The organism is Bacillus sp. GW821-FHT01G09 (genome assembly GCF_059422205.1).
Genome location: NZ_JBWKWL010000005.1, coordinates 289,058 through 303,625 on the forward strand (window position 1 = coordinate 289,058; position 14,568 = coordinate 303,625).

The following is a 14,568-nucleotide window of genomic DNA, read 5'->3' on the forward strand; positions in this document are numbered from 1 at the left end:
ATGTTGAAATGAAACTTGACCAGATTGATCTGAATATCATTGAGGAGCTGAAGAAGGACAGCCGTTTGTCGATGAGGGAATTAGGCAGAAAAATTAAGCTGTCTCCACCATCTGTAACAGAACGGGTAAGACAGCTTGAATCGTTTGGCATCATCAAGCAATACACGCTGGAGGTCGACCAGAAAAAACTGGGGCTTCCCGTTTCCTGCATTGTGGAAGCAACCGTTAAAAACGCGGATTACGAGCGGTTCAAAAGCTATATTCAAACATTGCCGAATATTGAATTTTGCTACCGGATTGCGGGTGCAGCCTGCTATATGCTGAAAATCAATGCCGAAAGCCTCGAAGCGGTAGAAGATTTCATTAACAAAACATCGCCCTACGCGCAAACCGTCACTCACGTCATTTTCTCAGAAATTGACACGAAAAACGGGCGCGGTTAGAGAGTGCCGCGCGAAGTCTGTTATAATAACAGGATGAGCGTGAAAGAAAGAGAAGTGATCAAGCATGTCAAAAACAGTTGTATTAGCTGAAAAACCTTCAGTCGGCCGGGATTTAGCCCGGGTACTGAAGTGCCATAAAAAAGGAAACGGTTATCTCGAAGGCGATCAATATATTGTGACCTGGGCTTTAGGCCATTTGGTGACGCTTGCTGATCCGGAAGGCTACGGAAAAGAATTTCAATCATGGCGCCTAGAGGATCTGCCGATTATCCCAGAACCCTTGAAGCTTGTGGTGATAAAAAAAACCGGAAAGCAGTTCAATGCAGTCAAATCCCAGCTTACCCGTAAAGACGTCAATCAGATTGTCATCGCGACTGACGCAGGCCGGGAAGGTGAGCTTGTTGCGCGCTGGATCATTGAGAAAGCGAATGTCCGAAAACCAATCAAGCGGCTGTGGATTTCATCTGTGACGGATAAAGCGATCAAGGAAGGTTTTCAAAAGCTGCGCAGCGGCAAAGAATATGAAAACCTGTACCATTCTGCCGTCGCCAGAGCGGAAGCGGATTGGATTGTGGGGATCAATGCCACCCGTGCACTTACCACAAAATTCAATGCCCAGCTCTCATGCGGGCGTGTGCAGACTCCGACGCTTGCCATGATTGCAAAGCGCGAGGCAGACATTCAAGCGTTTACGCCCGTTCCGTATTACGGCATCCGTGCTGCAGTCGACGGCATGACGCTGACGTGGCAGGATAAGAAATCAAAGCAGACGAGAACGTTCAATCAAGATGTAACAAGCCGTCTGCTAAAAAATCTCCAAGGAAAGCAAGCGGTCGTAGCTGAGCTGAAAAAAACAGCGAAAAAAAGCTTTGCGCCTGCGCTTTATGATTTAACGGAGCTGCAGCGTGACGCCCACAAGCGCTTCGGTTTTTCTGCTAAAGAAACGCTTTCTGTACTGCAGAAGCTATATGAGCAGCATAAGCTCGTCACATATCCGCGGACGGACTCTAGATTTTTATCCAGTGACATCGTCCCGACGTTAAAAGACCGTCTGGAAGGCATGGAAGTAAAACCGTATGCCCAATATGTCAGCCAAATTAAAAAACGCGGCATTAAATCTCATAAAGGATATGTCAATGACGCGAAGGTGTCAGACCACCACGCGATTATCCCGACCGAAGAACCGCTCGTTCTCAGCAGTCTGAGTGATAAAGAACGAAAGCTGTATGACCTGATTGCGAAACGTTTCCTGGCTGTATTAATGCCTGCATTCGAATATGAGGAAACAAAGGTCATCGCAGAAATCGGCGGAGAAACCTTTACGGCGAAAGGCAAAACCGTGCAATCGCAAGGGTGGAAAGCCGTTTATGATATGGCGGATGAGGATGATGAGCAGGAGGATGACAGAGACCAGACACTTCCTGCGCTTCAAAAAGACGACACACTTGCCGTCCGTACGTTAACGGAAACAAGCGGCCAAACGAAGCCGCCTTCCCGCTTTAATGAAGGGACCTTGCTGTCTGCGATGGAAAACCCAAGCGCATTTATGCAAGGAGAAGAAAAAGGCCTCGTCAAAACGCTTGGAGAAACAGGCGGCCTCGGCACGGTGGCAACGCGTGCCGACATTATTGAAAAACTGTTCAACAGCTTTTTAATCGAGAAAAAAAACCAAGATATTTTTATCACTTCTAAAGGAAAACAGCTCCTGCAGCTTGTTCCGGAGGATCTGAAATCACCGGCCTTAACAGCAGAATGGGAGCAAAAGCTGTCTGCGATCGCGACCGGCAAATTGAAATCGGCTGTTTTTATTAAAGATATGAAGGCTTACGCTCACCAAACGGTAAAAGAAATCAAAAACAGCAGCCAAACCTTCCGACATGACAACATTACGGGAACGGCATGTCCGGAATGCGGCAAAATGATGCTGAAAGTAAACGGCAAACGCGGGACGATGCTCGTGTGCCAAGATCGTGAATGCGGAAGCAGAAAAACGATTGCCCGAAAAACAAACGCACGCTGCCCGAACTGCCATAAAAGAATGGAGCTTCGCGGCCAAGGCGAGGGCCAAACCTTTGCGTGTGTGTGCGGTCACCGTGAAAAGCTCTCTGTATTTGAAAAACGAAAAAACAAAGACAAAGCGCGTGCTACCAAACGGGACGTATCCTCTTATATGAAAAAACAAAATAAAGATGAGCCGATTAACAACGCGCTGGCAGAACAGCTGAAAAAACTCGGTTTGGATAAATAATAAAAAAACCTGTGCCTATCGCACAGGTTTTTTATTGGACTTAGGTCCTGTTTTCTTAATGTTCAAAAAGGGGAAAAAAAGCTAGCAATCTGCATTTTTTTCTTTTATAGTAAATGTACTTTGTAACATGGCAGTCATATTTTCGTCTATAACTATTTGTGAGCGTCTGATTTGCTTCAGGCGACAAAGGGGGATTTGCCTGTGAGGCATGTACTAATTGCTGTCATCTTATTCTTCTTATCTATCGGACTTTCCGCAGGGTGTGCTGAAGCTGGAAACAAGACCCAAAATCAGTCGGCGACAGAAGTGAATGCCAGCCCGCTCCAGCCGGCGGAATATTTCATCTATCACAATTTAATGAATGACAAAGGGCTGATCAAAACCGATTTTTCAGACCAGCCTTCTTACTTGTCGGAATCTCTCGGACTGTGGATGGAGTTTCTGCTCAGCAAAAATGACGCACCACATTTCCAGGATCAATATCAGCATCTGACTGATTCATTTCTGATGAGCAATCACTTGGTGACGTGGAAGATTCAAAATGGCCAAGCGAGCGGGACGAATGCGCTGATAGATGATATGAGAATTATGCTGTCTCTTGACCAAGCCGCCGCAAAATGGGGCCGCAGCGACTACGCGCAAACGGCTAGGGATATCGGCACGTCTTTGAAGACATACAATATGAACAACGGGTTTTTTACAGACTTTTACGACTCACAGGCCGCTTCAAAGGATGTGACGCTTTCATACGTCATGCCTGATGCCTTAGCTGTCTTAAAGAAGAATGGAATCATAGACGAAGAAACAGAACAGCGGAATGCCAATGTTCTCTATTCAGCTCCTTTAAAAAATGGCTTTCTGCCGAAGACATACAGCTCGGAGACGAAGGAATACACATATGATAGTGAAATCAACCTGATTGATCAGCTTTACGCTGCTTGGCATTTGCCGGAAGGGGATGAAAAAGCATCTGTTTTAGCGGACTGGATCAAGCAGGAATTTCAGAAAAACGGAAAGCTGTACGGGCGGTATTCGGCAGATACGAAGGAGCCTGCCGTCCAATATGAGTCTCCATCCGTATATGCCTTAGCCGTATTGTTTTTGACAAAACAGCATGAAAACAGTTCTGTCATCAAAGCCATATATGACAGAATGAATGACTTTGAAATTCATGATCCGGTGAAATCGTATTATGGAGGCTATATGAGCGGCACTCAGACGCATTCATTTGACAATCTGCTGCCGCTGTTAGCCGAAAGGAAGCTTTTTAATGAAAATATCATTCAGTGAATCACAAAAATTATTTGCTTATTTTTCAGGGCTCATCGCGGCCCTGTCTTTGTTTATTTATTATGTGTCAGCCCAGCAATCAGAAGGTGCTCTGATCCTTTGCATCACATTTGGCGTCATCGCCGCAGGCATCTGGTTCGGCCCGATTTACGCGCTGGCAGTGACCTTAATCGTACTCTTTGTTCTCGGCACCTTAATGATGTTTTTCCAGACTGGACAGACATCGCTCTTTCCGGCTGAGGAAGGGCTGCGAATGCTTGTCGTGTGGGGAATCGCGCTTTTGCTGTTTTCTTTTATTTCTGGAAGAATCCACGATATTACAGCAGAGCTTCGGCGCTCAATAACACGGCTTCAATCCGAAATCAAAAGCTATGTTGCTGTTGACAGAGTGACTGGTTTTGATAACAAGCAAAGGATGAATCTGGAACTTTCAGAAGAAATCAAGCGGGCGGAGCGCTACGGCAATTCTTTTGTGTTTTTGCTGCTCCATATGCATTATTTCAAAGAGTTTAAGTCTTTGTACGGTGAAAAAGAAACGGACCGCCTCTTCCAATATGTCAGTCAGCAAATCAGGACAAGCGTTCGGGAAACGGATAAGAAATTCCGTCCCTCTGATGAGCGTATCGGGATCGTGCTGACGCACACGCCTGCTGAACATATGCCGGCCGTTCTGACTAAGCTGAAGAAACAATTGGATACATATCAGCTGGAAAATGGAAAGTATGTGTCGCTTACGTTCCACGTTTGCTATTTGCCCTACCGCAACGATATCAAAACAGCTGATCAATTTTTAGAAGAACTGGAAAACGAGATGATGATGAATGAACTATAAAGGAATCACATTGCTATGCGTCATGCTTCTATTTTCAGCTATTGCGTCTTTTCCCGTTTCTGCGCAAGCGAAAGATCAAGATGCCGGCATTCTCATCATCTATTCAACCTTGGATGGCAAAGAGTCGTCACAAGTCAAAATGCTCGATTTGCTTGCGGGCCACTTTACATCCCATGTGACAGTCAAAAAAGATTCAGACGTTGAAGCGTCGGATCTCAAAGGGAAAGACCATGTGATTTATTACGGCCAAACGAAAAGAAAGCTCAGCAAAAAATTGCTGTCTCTTATCAGCGGCGTAAAAAAACCGGTTGTCGCCATTGGCTATAACGCAGGCCAAATCAGCCAATTTTCCGGTCTTTCATTAGCCCGCAAAGAAAATGTGTTTCAGGTTCACAGCAGGTCGGAAAAGGCCGATGTGTCTCTGGAAAGCGGGCTTAACGTGCTGAGTGTATCAGGCCTGAAAGGAACGGCGCTTTACACCTTCAAAGCCGATGACGGCACAACGCATTCTTTTATATGGAAAACCAAAAAAGGGAATGTGTACATTGGATTAACAAATTTGTTAAATGACAATTTGATCGTGGCGAAACAGCTCAGAGAAGCTTTCGGAGAGAAGGCGGGGACGACGTTATTGTATTTGCGTCTCGAGGATATCAGCCCGATGTCTGATGAAAAATTGCTGCTTCAAGCCGGTACATACCTGCATAAGCGGCATATTCCTTTTATCCTGGCGGTCATTCCGGTTTATTTGAATCCGGAAACAGGCGACAAAGTGTATTTGTCTGATCAACCGAAGATGGTCAAGGTGCTGAAGAAGCTGCAAAGCATGGGCGGCAGTATCATTGTTCACGGCTATACTCACGCTTATCGCTACAGTGAAACAGGAGAGGGCTTTGAATTTTGGGATGCAAAGGCGGATCAGCCGATTACATCCGGAAATGCCGAAGACCCCCCGTCCATTTTGGAGAAAGAACAGGACTTCCCGAACGAACAAGCCTATCACAGCTATCTCGAACCATTTCGGGAAAAGGAAGAAACGTATACAAAACAAAAACTGACGCGTGCCATTGAGGATTTGACATCATCGGGTCTTTACCCGCTGGCGTTTGAAGCGCCGCATTACACGATGTCCGATTATGGCTATCAAATCGCCTCGCAGTATTTTACAAGCATTTTCGGCCAGGTCCAGCTCAGCAGCACAACATGGAAAACATCCGGTGCACCTCCGTTTGTGACTGCTCCTTCGATGTTGCACGGAATGACGCTTTATCCGGAAACGATCGGCTTTGTCGACACATCAAAGCAAAACCCGATCGGTGAGATGGAGGAGCACATCTCCCAGATGATTGATTTTGAAGGCGGAGTAGCCGGAGGATTTTATCACCCGTACCTTGGGATGAAATATCTGCCGGAGCTGGTTGATCAGATGGAACGCATTCCAGACAGTGAATGGCTTGATTTAAAGAAAACGGAACAAACCGTCAAAACAGATAAAGTGGAAATTCATACAAGCGGTGACGGAACGATTCAGGTGAAAAACGGCGTAAGCGCCATTGACGAGTTTTTCGATCATCATCGCCAAACCCCTCTGGAAAAGGCGTTATGGATTCTCTCCGCTGTTGTGCTCTTATTTGTCATCATGTTTGTCAGTTATACGTTTTACTTGAGAGCCACATTGAAAAAACGAATTTTTAAGGAGAGAAGAAGCCTTGGGTAATACGCTGTTCTTTATCTCGCTAAGTTTAATATGGGTTATGCTTCTCTACCACATGTTCCTCATGCAGGGCGGGTTTCGCCACTATATGACCTTCGAACGGAATATCCCGAAGTGGAGAGAAAATATGAAGGAACTGCCGAAGGTCAGCGTCCTCATCCCGGCGCATAACGAAGAGGTTGTGATTCGGCAGACGCTGAAGGCCATGGTCAACCTTTATTATCCGAAGGACCGGCTGGAGATTATCGTCGTTAATGATAATTCATCAGACCGGACGGGTGATATCGTCAATGAATTTTCCGAGAAATACGATTTCATCAAAATGGTGATTACGAAGCCGCCAAATGCAGGAAAAGGAAAATCCTCTGCACTTAACTCGGGTTTTGCCGAATCGAACGGCGATGTGATCTGTGTGTATGACGCCGACAACACGCCTGAGAAAATGGCTGTGTATTACCTCGTGCTCGGTCTGATGAATGACGAAAAGGCAGGCGCCGTGGTAGGGAAATTCCGCGTCATCAATGCGGCAAAGACGCTGCTGACGAGGTTTATTAATATCGAAACGATCTGTTTTCAGTGGATGGCCCAGGGAGGCAGATGGAAGTGGTTCAAAATCGCCACGATCCCAGGCACCAACTTCGCGATCCGCAGAAGCATTATCGAAAAGCTCGGAGGCTGGGATGACAAAGCGCTCGCTGAGGATACTGAGCTGACCATCCGGGTATATAATCTCGGCTATCACATCCGCTTTTTCCCTGCCGCCATCACGTGGGAGCAGGAACCGGAAACATGGAAGGTATGGTGGCGCCAGCGCACCCGATGGGCGCGCGGCAATCAATATGTCGTGCTCAAATTTTTGGCGCAGTTTTTTAAGCTGAAACGAAAACGGATTATCTTTGATTTGTTTTATTTTTTCTTTACGTACTTCCTGTTTTTCTTTGGCGTGATCATGTCAAATGCGATTTTTGTAGTGAATTTGTTTTATGATTTGCATTTGTCTGTTGGATTTTTGGCAATGATTCTCTGGATTTTGGCGTTTTTCTTATTTATGACAGAGGTCATGATTACGTTGAGCATTGAAAAAACAGAAATGAACAAGCAAAACTTTTTTATCGTATTTCTCATGTACTTCACATACTCGCAGGCATGGATTGTGCTTGTTATCTACTCTTTATTCGTAGAAATCAAGCACCGTTTATTCAAGCAAGAGGTCAAATGGTACAAGACAGAACGATACAATCAACATAAAAGCGGGTGACCTTTTTGAAACAAATAATGATTTTTCTCACAAGCTTCATGCTGCTGGCGATGACTGGACAAACGGCTCTTGCCAAAGACGTACAGGTCAGCGGTTCGCTCCTCGGGAAAAGCAGCCAAGAACAAGCCAAACAGCAGGTGCTGACAAGCGAGCTGATTACACTGTATGGATCAAAAGACAGCGCAGAGCTGACGTATCAGATCCCGGCAGGCGCCTCTTCGGGCAATCAGCAATTGGTAATCGAATACGAGGCATCAAATCTTTTAATTTCTCCATCATCGTTAACGGTTGTCATTGATGATGAACCGGTCAAGACGTTAAAGCTTGATGGTGATTCCAAACGGAAAACAGTGAAGCTGAATCTGAATAAAAGCCAGTCTGCGCAAGGCTATCACAACGTAACGCTGAAATTCTACGGCGTAATGAAAGAGGGCGTGTGCGTCAGACAGGATACATCAGGCAACTGGATCAAAATTTATCCGGACAGCCGGCTGACACTTGCTGACAGCAGTGAAGCGAAGGGAACGTCGCTGGACCATTATCCGTATCCTTTCGCCCAATCTGGAAATACAGCGGAAGAAACAGCTATCGTCATTCCGGATAACCCAAGTTCAGCAGAAATAGAAGCTGCTGTTAAAACAGAAGGCTATTTGAAAACGGTGGACAGCAGTGTCAGTATTGCGTATGTCACGGAATCTGAACTGAAAAAAATCGATAAGCCGACGATTGTTATCGGCGTGGACAAGCATTGGAACGGCAAAGTGAAAAAACTGTTGAAACAAGCCGGGCTACAGGCAAAAGGAGAAAACCTTCTGCTTGCGGAGCGGGTGCTGAAAGCAGAGGGCAAACAGCAGCCGGTTCTGTTTGCGCAAGCGGCGTCCGAGGACGCGCTCACTAAAAAAATCAGCGTGATGACAGATCAGACATATACAGGCCAGCTCAGCGGCGATACACTTTCAATCAGCAAGCTTCAGCAGACTGAAAAAAAAGAAAGCGATAAGCTGACCCTTGAGAATTTTGGAGCGGGTGATATCACAATTGGAGCCGACAAAACATCTTCAGCACATTATTTTTATCCGGCTTCGGCTGTTTTAGATGAAAACCAATCGGCGAAGCTGTCGCTTAAACTGAAAAAGTCTGAAACGATTCAGGTCTCAACGGCTGAAAACGAGTCAGCCTCTCAGGCTGCAGAACTGAAAGTGATGATCAACGGCCAGCCGCACTCGGTCCGGCTTGATGAATTAGGAAAAGAAGATAAAAACGGATTCTATCATGTCACAGTGAAAGTGGACCCTAAGCTGCTGCAAAAAAACCGCTACATTGATATTCAGTTCGTCACGACCGGTTTAAAGGAAAACAACCCTTGTAACACCACTGATGAAGAAAAGTGGGTTTTTATCGATAAAAACAGTACATTATCATACGCCATCAAAGGCATGTCTCCGTCAGCGGATTTTCAAGAGTGGCCGCTGCCTTACGCCGGAAACCAGGATCAAACAACGTTAATCGTGCTTCCTGACACCGTAAGCCAATCGAAGCTAGAGGAGCTTTCTCTCGTAACAGAATCCTTTGGCAGCGAAGCACAGCATTCATATACGGTAAAGAAATCATCTGACGTTACAGCAAAGGATGCGAAAGGACGAAACCTCATTTTCATAGGGGGGATCAATCAATTTTCTCTTCTGAAGGAGAAATCATCAGATCTGCTTGTGCCGCAGGAAAAGAACGGCTCGTTTGATGTATCTAGTTTCGAGATGCTAAATGAGACGACAAAACAAGTGGTATTTACCCAAGCATCGGTTTGGGATTCACGCTATACAATGGCTGTCTTTGCACCGTCAAAAGGAGATGGCGCGGCTGTCACAAAAGAGATCATCAGTTATCTGAACAGCAACGATGAGTCGGCAACCGTCCTTAATGAAACAAATAGCCAGCAGGTGTTTACAAACCACCAGCAGCTCAAATCGGAAACAAACAGTTCCGATGCAGAACAACCAACACAGGATCATAGCCAAAAATGGATGTATATTGGTGTGCTGGCACTCATTATGGTGATTGCGGCAGTGTTCATTTGGATTGCCGTAAGACGCAGAAAAAGAAAGACAGATACAGAATAAAACAGAGGCGATTTTAGCCTCTGTTTTTTATTTTTGGTAAGTAAATTCCATTTGTGGAACCTGTCATTTTATTTTTTTCTCTCAGCCAATAAGCCTCTTTACAACGTGCGGGAACGGGAGTATGATCTCTTTTAGAAAACAAATCGCTTAATCTGAAATCAGAGCGGGGGACCCAATAGAACGGCTTTTTGCCGTTGGGGTGAATCCTTTTTAGGTAGGGCTAACTCTCATATGCCCGAATCCGTCAGCTAACCTCGTAAGCGTTCGTGAGAGGAGATGAATGAAACCTGTGTTCGATGTTATGGCACAGGGGCATCCGTTTGCCTCTGTGTTTTTTGTTGTTCATTTTTGAATGCAAATCGCATACAGAGACATCATAGCAGAAAGGACTATCATCAACATGTGAGAGCAAGACACTGATGTTTTATTGTTTTAATTGAAAAATGAGAAATTAAAAGGGGAAGACATCGATGTATCATTCAATCAAACGTTTTTTGATTGGGAAACCACTAAAATCCCAAGCAGCTGGAGAGCAAAAACTGACGAAATTAAAAGCCTTGGCTATGCTTTCCTCAGATGCGCTGTCATCTGTCGCATATGGGACAGAACAAATTCTAATCATTTTGGCAACAATCAGTGCAACCGCATTTTGGTACTCCATTCCGATTGCGGTTGGCGTTCTCATCTTGCTGCTCGCACTGATTCTTTCATACAGGCAAATTATTTACGCTTATCCGCAGGGCGGCGGGGCGTATATCGTTTCTAAAGAAAATCTCGGTGAAAAACCGGGATTGATTGCGGGCGGTTCATTGCTTGTTGATTATATTTTAACAGTAGCGGTAAGTATTTCCGCAGGCACGGATGCCATCACGTCAGCCTTTCCTGCATTGCATGATTATCATGTGCCGATCGCTATTTTTCTCGTGTTAGTGATTATGATTTTGAACCTGCGCGGGCTATCGGAATCGGCATCGATTCTTGCCTATCCGGTTTACCTGTTTGTGGTGGCGCTTTTGGTTCTCATTGCAGTCGGGTTGTTTAAACTCATGACGGGGCAAATTGACCAGCCAGCCCATCATACACCGCTCGGCACACCTGTAGCCGGCATTACGCTGTTTTTGCTGCTTAAGGCTTTTTCCTCCGGATGCTCAGCGTTGACCGGGGTTGAGGCCATTTCTAATGCGATTCCTGCATTCAAAAACCCGCCTGCGCGAAACGCGGCAAGAACGCTTGCGATGATGGGGATTTTGCTGGCGATTCTGTTTTCCGGCATCACGGTTCTCGCGTACGGGTATGGTACGGCGCCGAAACCTGATGAAACAGTGGTTTCACAAATTGCGTCCGAAACCTTCGGGCGGAATGTGTTCTATTATGTCATCCAAGGTGTCACATCGCTTATTTTGGTCCTTGCGGCAAATACGGGATTTTCAGCCTTCCCGCAGCTTGCCTTCAACCTGGCGAGAGACCAGTATATGCCGCGAATGTTTACTGTCAGGGGCGACCGCTTAGGCTTCTCAAATGGGATTATCTTTTTAGGCTTTGCCTCCATTGTTCTCATTATCTTATTCGGAGGACAGACGGAGCATTTAATCCCGTTATATGCTGTGGGCGTATTTATTCCATTTACGCTTTCACAAACCGGCATGTGCATGAAATGGATCAAGCAAAAACCAAAAGGCTGGATCGGAAAAATGCTGATCAACTCCTGCGGCGCTCTGATTTCGTTTATGGTTCTATCCATTCTGTTTGTGACGAAGTTTAATGTCGTATGGCCTGTGTTAATCTTTATGCCTATCGTTGTTTTGCTGTTTTTTGCGATTAAAAATCACTATACAGCAGTTGGCGAACAGCTTCGCATCGTAGACAAAGAGCCGGAAGAAATCAAAGGCACCGTTGTGATTGTGCCTGTGGCCGGTGTCACCACTGTCGTGCAAAAATCGATTCACTATGCGAAATCACTGTCCGATCAGGTGATCGCCGTTCACGTGTCATTTGACAGAGAACAGGAAAAGAAATTCGAAAAACGCTGGGAAGAGCTTAATAACGGAGTGCGTCTCGTTACGCTTCACTCCTCGTACAGAAGCCTTGTCCATCCGTTTGATAAGTTTTTGGAAACAGTTGAGGCAAAAGCGAAGAAGGAGCAGTTTTCCGTTATGGTGCTGTTTCCGCAATTTATAACGAAAAAACGCTGGCACACCATCCTTCACAACCAATCGGCCTTCCTCCTCAGAGTCCGGCTGTTCTGGAAAAAGGACATAATGGTTGCCACACTGCCGTATCATTTTAAAAAGTAAAGCTCTAGGACCAAGGGAATCACCTTGGTCCTTTTTTTCGGGCAAAGGAGGTATGGCGGTGTATACACAAGGTGCTTTTGTGATCGTATTGAACGAAAGTCAGCAAATTCTGCTGGTGAAACGAAAAGATGTCCCTCTATGGGATTTGCCGGGCGGCAGGGTTGATCCCGGGGAATCGGCTGAGGAAGCGGCAGTGCGGGAGGTATTGGAAGAAACGGGATACAATGCAGCGCTTTCTGCGAAAATAGGTGTTTACCAAAGGCCAAAGTTTCAAGATGAACAGCATCTGTTTTTCGGAAGCATAACAGGCGGACAAGCAGTGGCTGACGGCATAGAGACAGCGGGATTAAAGTGGGTTTCCCCGGAGCGTTTGCCGCTTTTTATGGTGCCGAACCGAAAAAGGCAGATCAATGATTTCAAGAATGGCGCTCAAGATGTAAATGTCACCGTCAAGGATAGAGGGTTGCTCGCGGCGATCGACCTGTTGAAAAGAAGACTTGGCAAGCGATAAAGGTCTCCGGGTTTTAAAGCCTTTCTCCTGTGGTATTGAAAAAAGGAAAAAGGAGGATACGTTATGGCACACAAAACTGCAGGACAAGCAATGACAGAGCTGCTTGAGCAATGGGGAGTTGATCACGTATACGGCATCCCCGGAGACAGTATAAATGAGTTTATTGAAGAATTAAGACACGAAAGAAATCAACTGAAGTTCATTCAAACTCGCCATGAAGAGGTAGCGGCACTGGCAGCCGCGGCTGAAGCAAAACTCACCGGCAAGATCGGAGTCTGTCTGTCAATCGCAGGGCCGGGAGCGGTGCACTTATTAAATGGTTTATATGATGCAAAAGCGGACGGCGCCCCTGTGCTGGCGATTGCAGGACAGGTTTCTTCTGGTGAAGTCGGACGGGACTATTTCCAGGAGATTAAGCTGGAGCAAATGTTTGAGGACGTGGCTGTGTTCAACAGAGAGGTACATAGCGCAGAATCACTTCCGGATCTCTTAAATCAGGCGATCAGGACCGCCTACAGCAAAAAAGGCGTTGCGGTATTGAGCGTGTCAGATGATTTGTTTGCGGAGAAAATCAAACGGGAGCCCGTGTATACTTCACCAGTGTATATTGAAGGGAACCTTGAACCGAAAAAAGAACAGCTCGTCACCTGCGCCCAATATATTAATAACGCTAAGAAGCCGATTATCCTGGCAGGGCAGGGAATGAAAAAGGCGAAACGGGAGCTCTTAGAATTTGCGGACAAAGCCGCCGCTCCGATCGTTGTTACACTCCCGGCAAAAGGTGTCGTTCCCGATAAGCACCCGCATTTTCTCGGCAACCTCGGGCAGATCGGAACAAAGCCGTCTTACGAGGCAATGGAGGAATGTGATTTATTAATCATGCTCGGAACGTCATTCCCATACCGTGATTATTTGCCTGATGACACGCCGGCGATACAGCTCGATTCAGACCCGGCGAAAATCGGAAAACGGTATCCGGTGACAGCGGGCCTTGTCTGCGATTCGGCTCTCGGCCTGCGCGAATTGACAGAGTATATTGAACGCAAGGAAGACAGAAGATTCCTGAATGCCTGCACAGAACATATGCAGCATTGGTGGAACGAAATTGAAAAAGATGAGACAGAGGCCACAACACCGCTTAAACCTCAGCAGGTCGTGGCACGTCTTCAGGAAGCGGCAGCCGATGATGCGGTGCTCTCTGTAGATGTCGGCACTGTGACAGTCTGGATGGCGCGTCATTTCAAAATGAACGCGAACCAGGATTTCATCGTTTCCAGCTGGCTTGCGACAATGGGCTGCGGCCTGCCGGGAGCGATTGCAGCAAGCTTGTCCGAACCGGAACGCCAGGCGATCGCCGTCTGCGGTGACGGGGGATTTTCCATGGTCATGCAGGACCTTCCGACCGCCGTCAAATATAAGCTCCCGATCACAGTCGTCATTTTAAACAACGAAAATCTCGGCATGATTGAGTACGAGCAGCAGGTCAAAGGCAATATCGACTATGTCACAAAACTTCAAAATGTCGATAATGCCGCATTTGCAGAAAGCTGCGGAGCAAAGGGCATCAAAGTGACCAAAGCGGAAGAGCTTGCGCCGGCTTTCCATGAGGCGCTGCACTCTGACCAACCGGTCGTAGTGGATGTCATGATTGGAAACGAACCGCCGCTTCCTGGCAAAATCACCTACGGGCAGGCGAAAGGCTTTAGCAAGTACATGCTGAAAAACTTCTTCGAAAACCAAAAATTTGAAATGCCGTCACTGAAGAAAAGTTTGAAACGGTTATTTTAGTGAATATAACTAAGGGTTATTGGGATAACTCCCAATAACCCTTTTAATTAAATTGAAAAACCTATTTTTAGAT

10 protein-coding genes and 1 riboswitch are annotated in these 14,568 nt (G+C 46.2%); all 10 genes read left to right on the forward strand.

What is annotated here, in order from left to right; genetic code table 11:
- Positions 1-8 precede the first annotated feature (8 nt).
- The 10 genes from lrpC (at position 9) to AC07VD_RS17770 (ending at position 14,495) form a co-directional block, all read left to right on the forward strand.
- Entirely contained in the window at positions 9-443 is a 435-nt protein-coding gene (lrpC, locus tag AC07VD_RS17725) for a transcriptional regulator LrpC (protein WP_003246585.1), read from the forward strand.
- A 64-nt stretch (positions 444-507) separates the two neighbouring features.
- Positions 508-2,691: a DNA topoisomerase III gene (locus AC07VD_RS17730; RefSeq protein ID WP_494721894.1), complete on the forward strand. Its 2,184-nt coding sequence runs from the start codon at positions 508-510 to the stop codon at positions 2,689-2,691.
- Between the two features lie 201 nt (positions 2,692-2,892).
- A complete protein-coding gene (locus tag AC07VD_RS17735; protein WP_029317314.1) occupies positions 2,893-3,981 on the forward strand; it encodes a hypothetical protein in 1,089 nt (362 codons plus the stop codon).
- Positions 3,962-4,813 (forward strand): cyclic-di-GMP receptor EpsK, encoded by an 852-nt coding sequence (gene epsK, locus AC07VD_RS17740; protein WP_131227128.1) that lies wholly within the window; start codon positions 3,962-3,964, stop codon positions 4,811-4,813. The genes AC07VD_RS17735 and epsK overlap by 20 nt, the downstream gene beginning before the upstream one ends.
- Positions 4,814-4,823: 10 nt before the next feature.
- Positions 4,824-6,530 (forward strand): DUF2334 domain-containing protein, encoded by a 1,707-nt coding sequence (locus AC07VD_RS17745; RefSeq protein WP_494721917.1) that lies wholly within the window; start codon positions 4,824-4,826, stop codon positions 6,528-6,530.
- Positions 6,523-7,785 (forward strand): glycosyltransferase family 2 protein, encoded by a 1,263-nt coding sequence (locus tag AC07VD_RS17750; RefSeq protein WP_003246697.1) that lies wholly within the window; start codon positions 6,523-6,525, stop codon positions 7,783-7,785. Before AC07VD_RS17745 ends, AC07VD_RS17750 begins: the two co-directional genes overlap by 8 nt.
- Before the next feature lie 5 nt (positions 7,786-7,790).
- Entirely contained in the window at positions 7,791-9,902 is a 2,112-nt protein-coding gene (locus AC07VD_RS17755) for a cellulose biosynthesis cyclic di-GMP-binding regulatory protein BcsB (RefSeq protein WP_494721895.1), read from the forward strand.
- Between the two features lie 134 nt (positions 9,903-10,036).
- Positions 10,037-10,180, forward strand: a riboswitch (cyclic di-AMP (ydaO/yuaA leader).
- A 192-nt stretch (positions 10,181-10,372) separates the two neighbouring features.
- Positions 10,373-12,196 (forward strand): potassium transporter KimA, encoded by a 1,824-nt coding sequence (gene kimA / locus AC07VD_RS17760; RefSeq protein ID WP_494721896.1) that lies wholly within the window; start codon positions 10,373-10,375, stop codon positions 12,194-12,196.
- A 58-nt stretch (positions 12,197-12,254) separates the two neighbouring features.
- Positions 12,255-12,707, forward strand: a complete 453-nt coding sequence (locus AC07VD_RS17765; protein ID WP_129092251.1) for an NUDIX hydrolase — start codon at positions 12,255-12,257, stop codon at positions 12,705-12,707.
- 63 nt (positions 12,708-12,770) lie between these two features.
- Positions 12,771-14,495, forward strand: a complete 1,725-nt coding sequence (locus tag AC07VD_RS17770) for a pyruvate oxidase (RefSeq protein WP_494721897.1) — start codon at positions 12,771-12,773, stop codon at positions 14,493-14,495.
- Positions 14,496-14,568: the final 73 nt, after the last annotated feature.

Coding starts and splice junctions, on each gene's coding strand:
- kimA (WP_494721896.1), top strand. CDS start 10,373: ATGTATCATTCAATCAAACGTTTTTTGATTGGGAAACCACTAAAATCC.
- AC07VD_RS17730 (WP_494721894.1), top strand. CDS start 508: ATGTCAAAAACAGTTGTATTAGCTGAAAAACCTTCAGTCGGCCGGGAT.
- AC07VD_RS17770 (WP_494721897.1), top strand. CDS start 12,771: ATGGCACACAAAACTGCAGGACAAGCAATGACAGAGCTGCTTGAGCAA.
- lrpC (WP_003246585.1), top strand. CDS start 9: ATGAAACTTGACCAGATTGATCTGAATATCATTGAGGAGCTGAAGAAG.
- epsK (WP_131227128.1), top strand. CDS start 3,962: ATGAAAATATCATTCAGTGAATCACAAAAATTATTTGCTTATTTTTCA.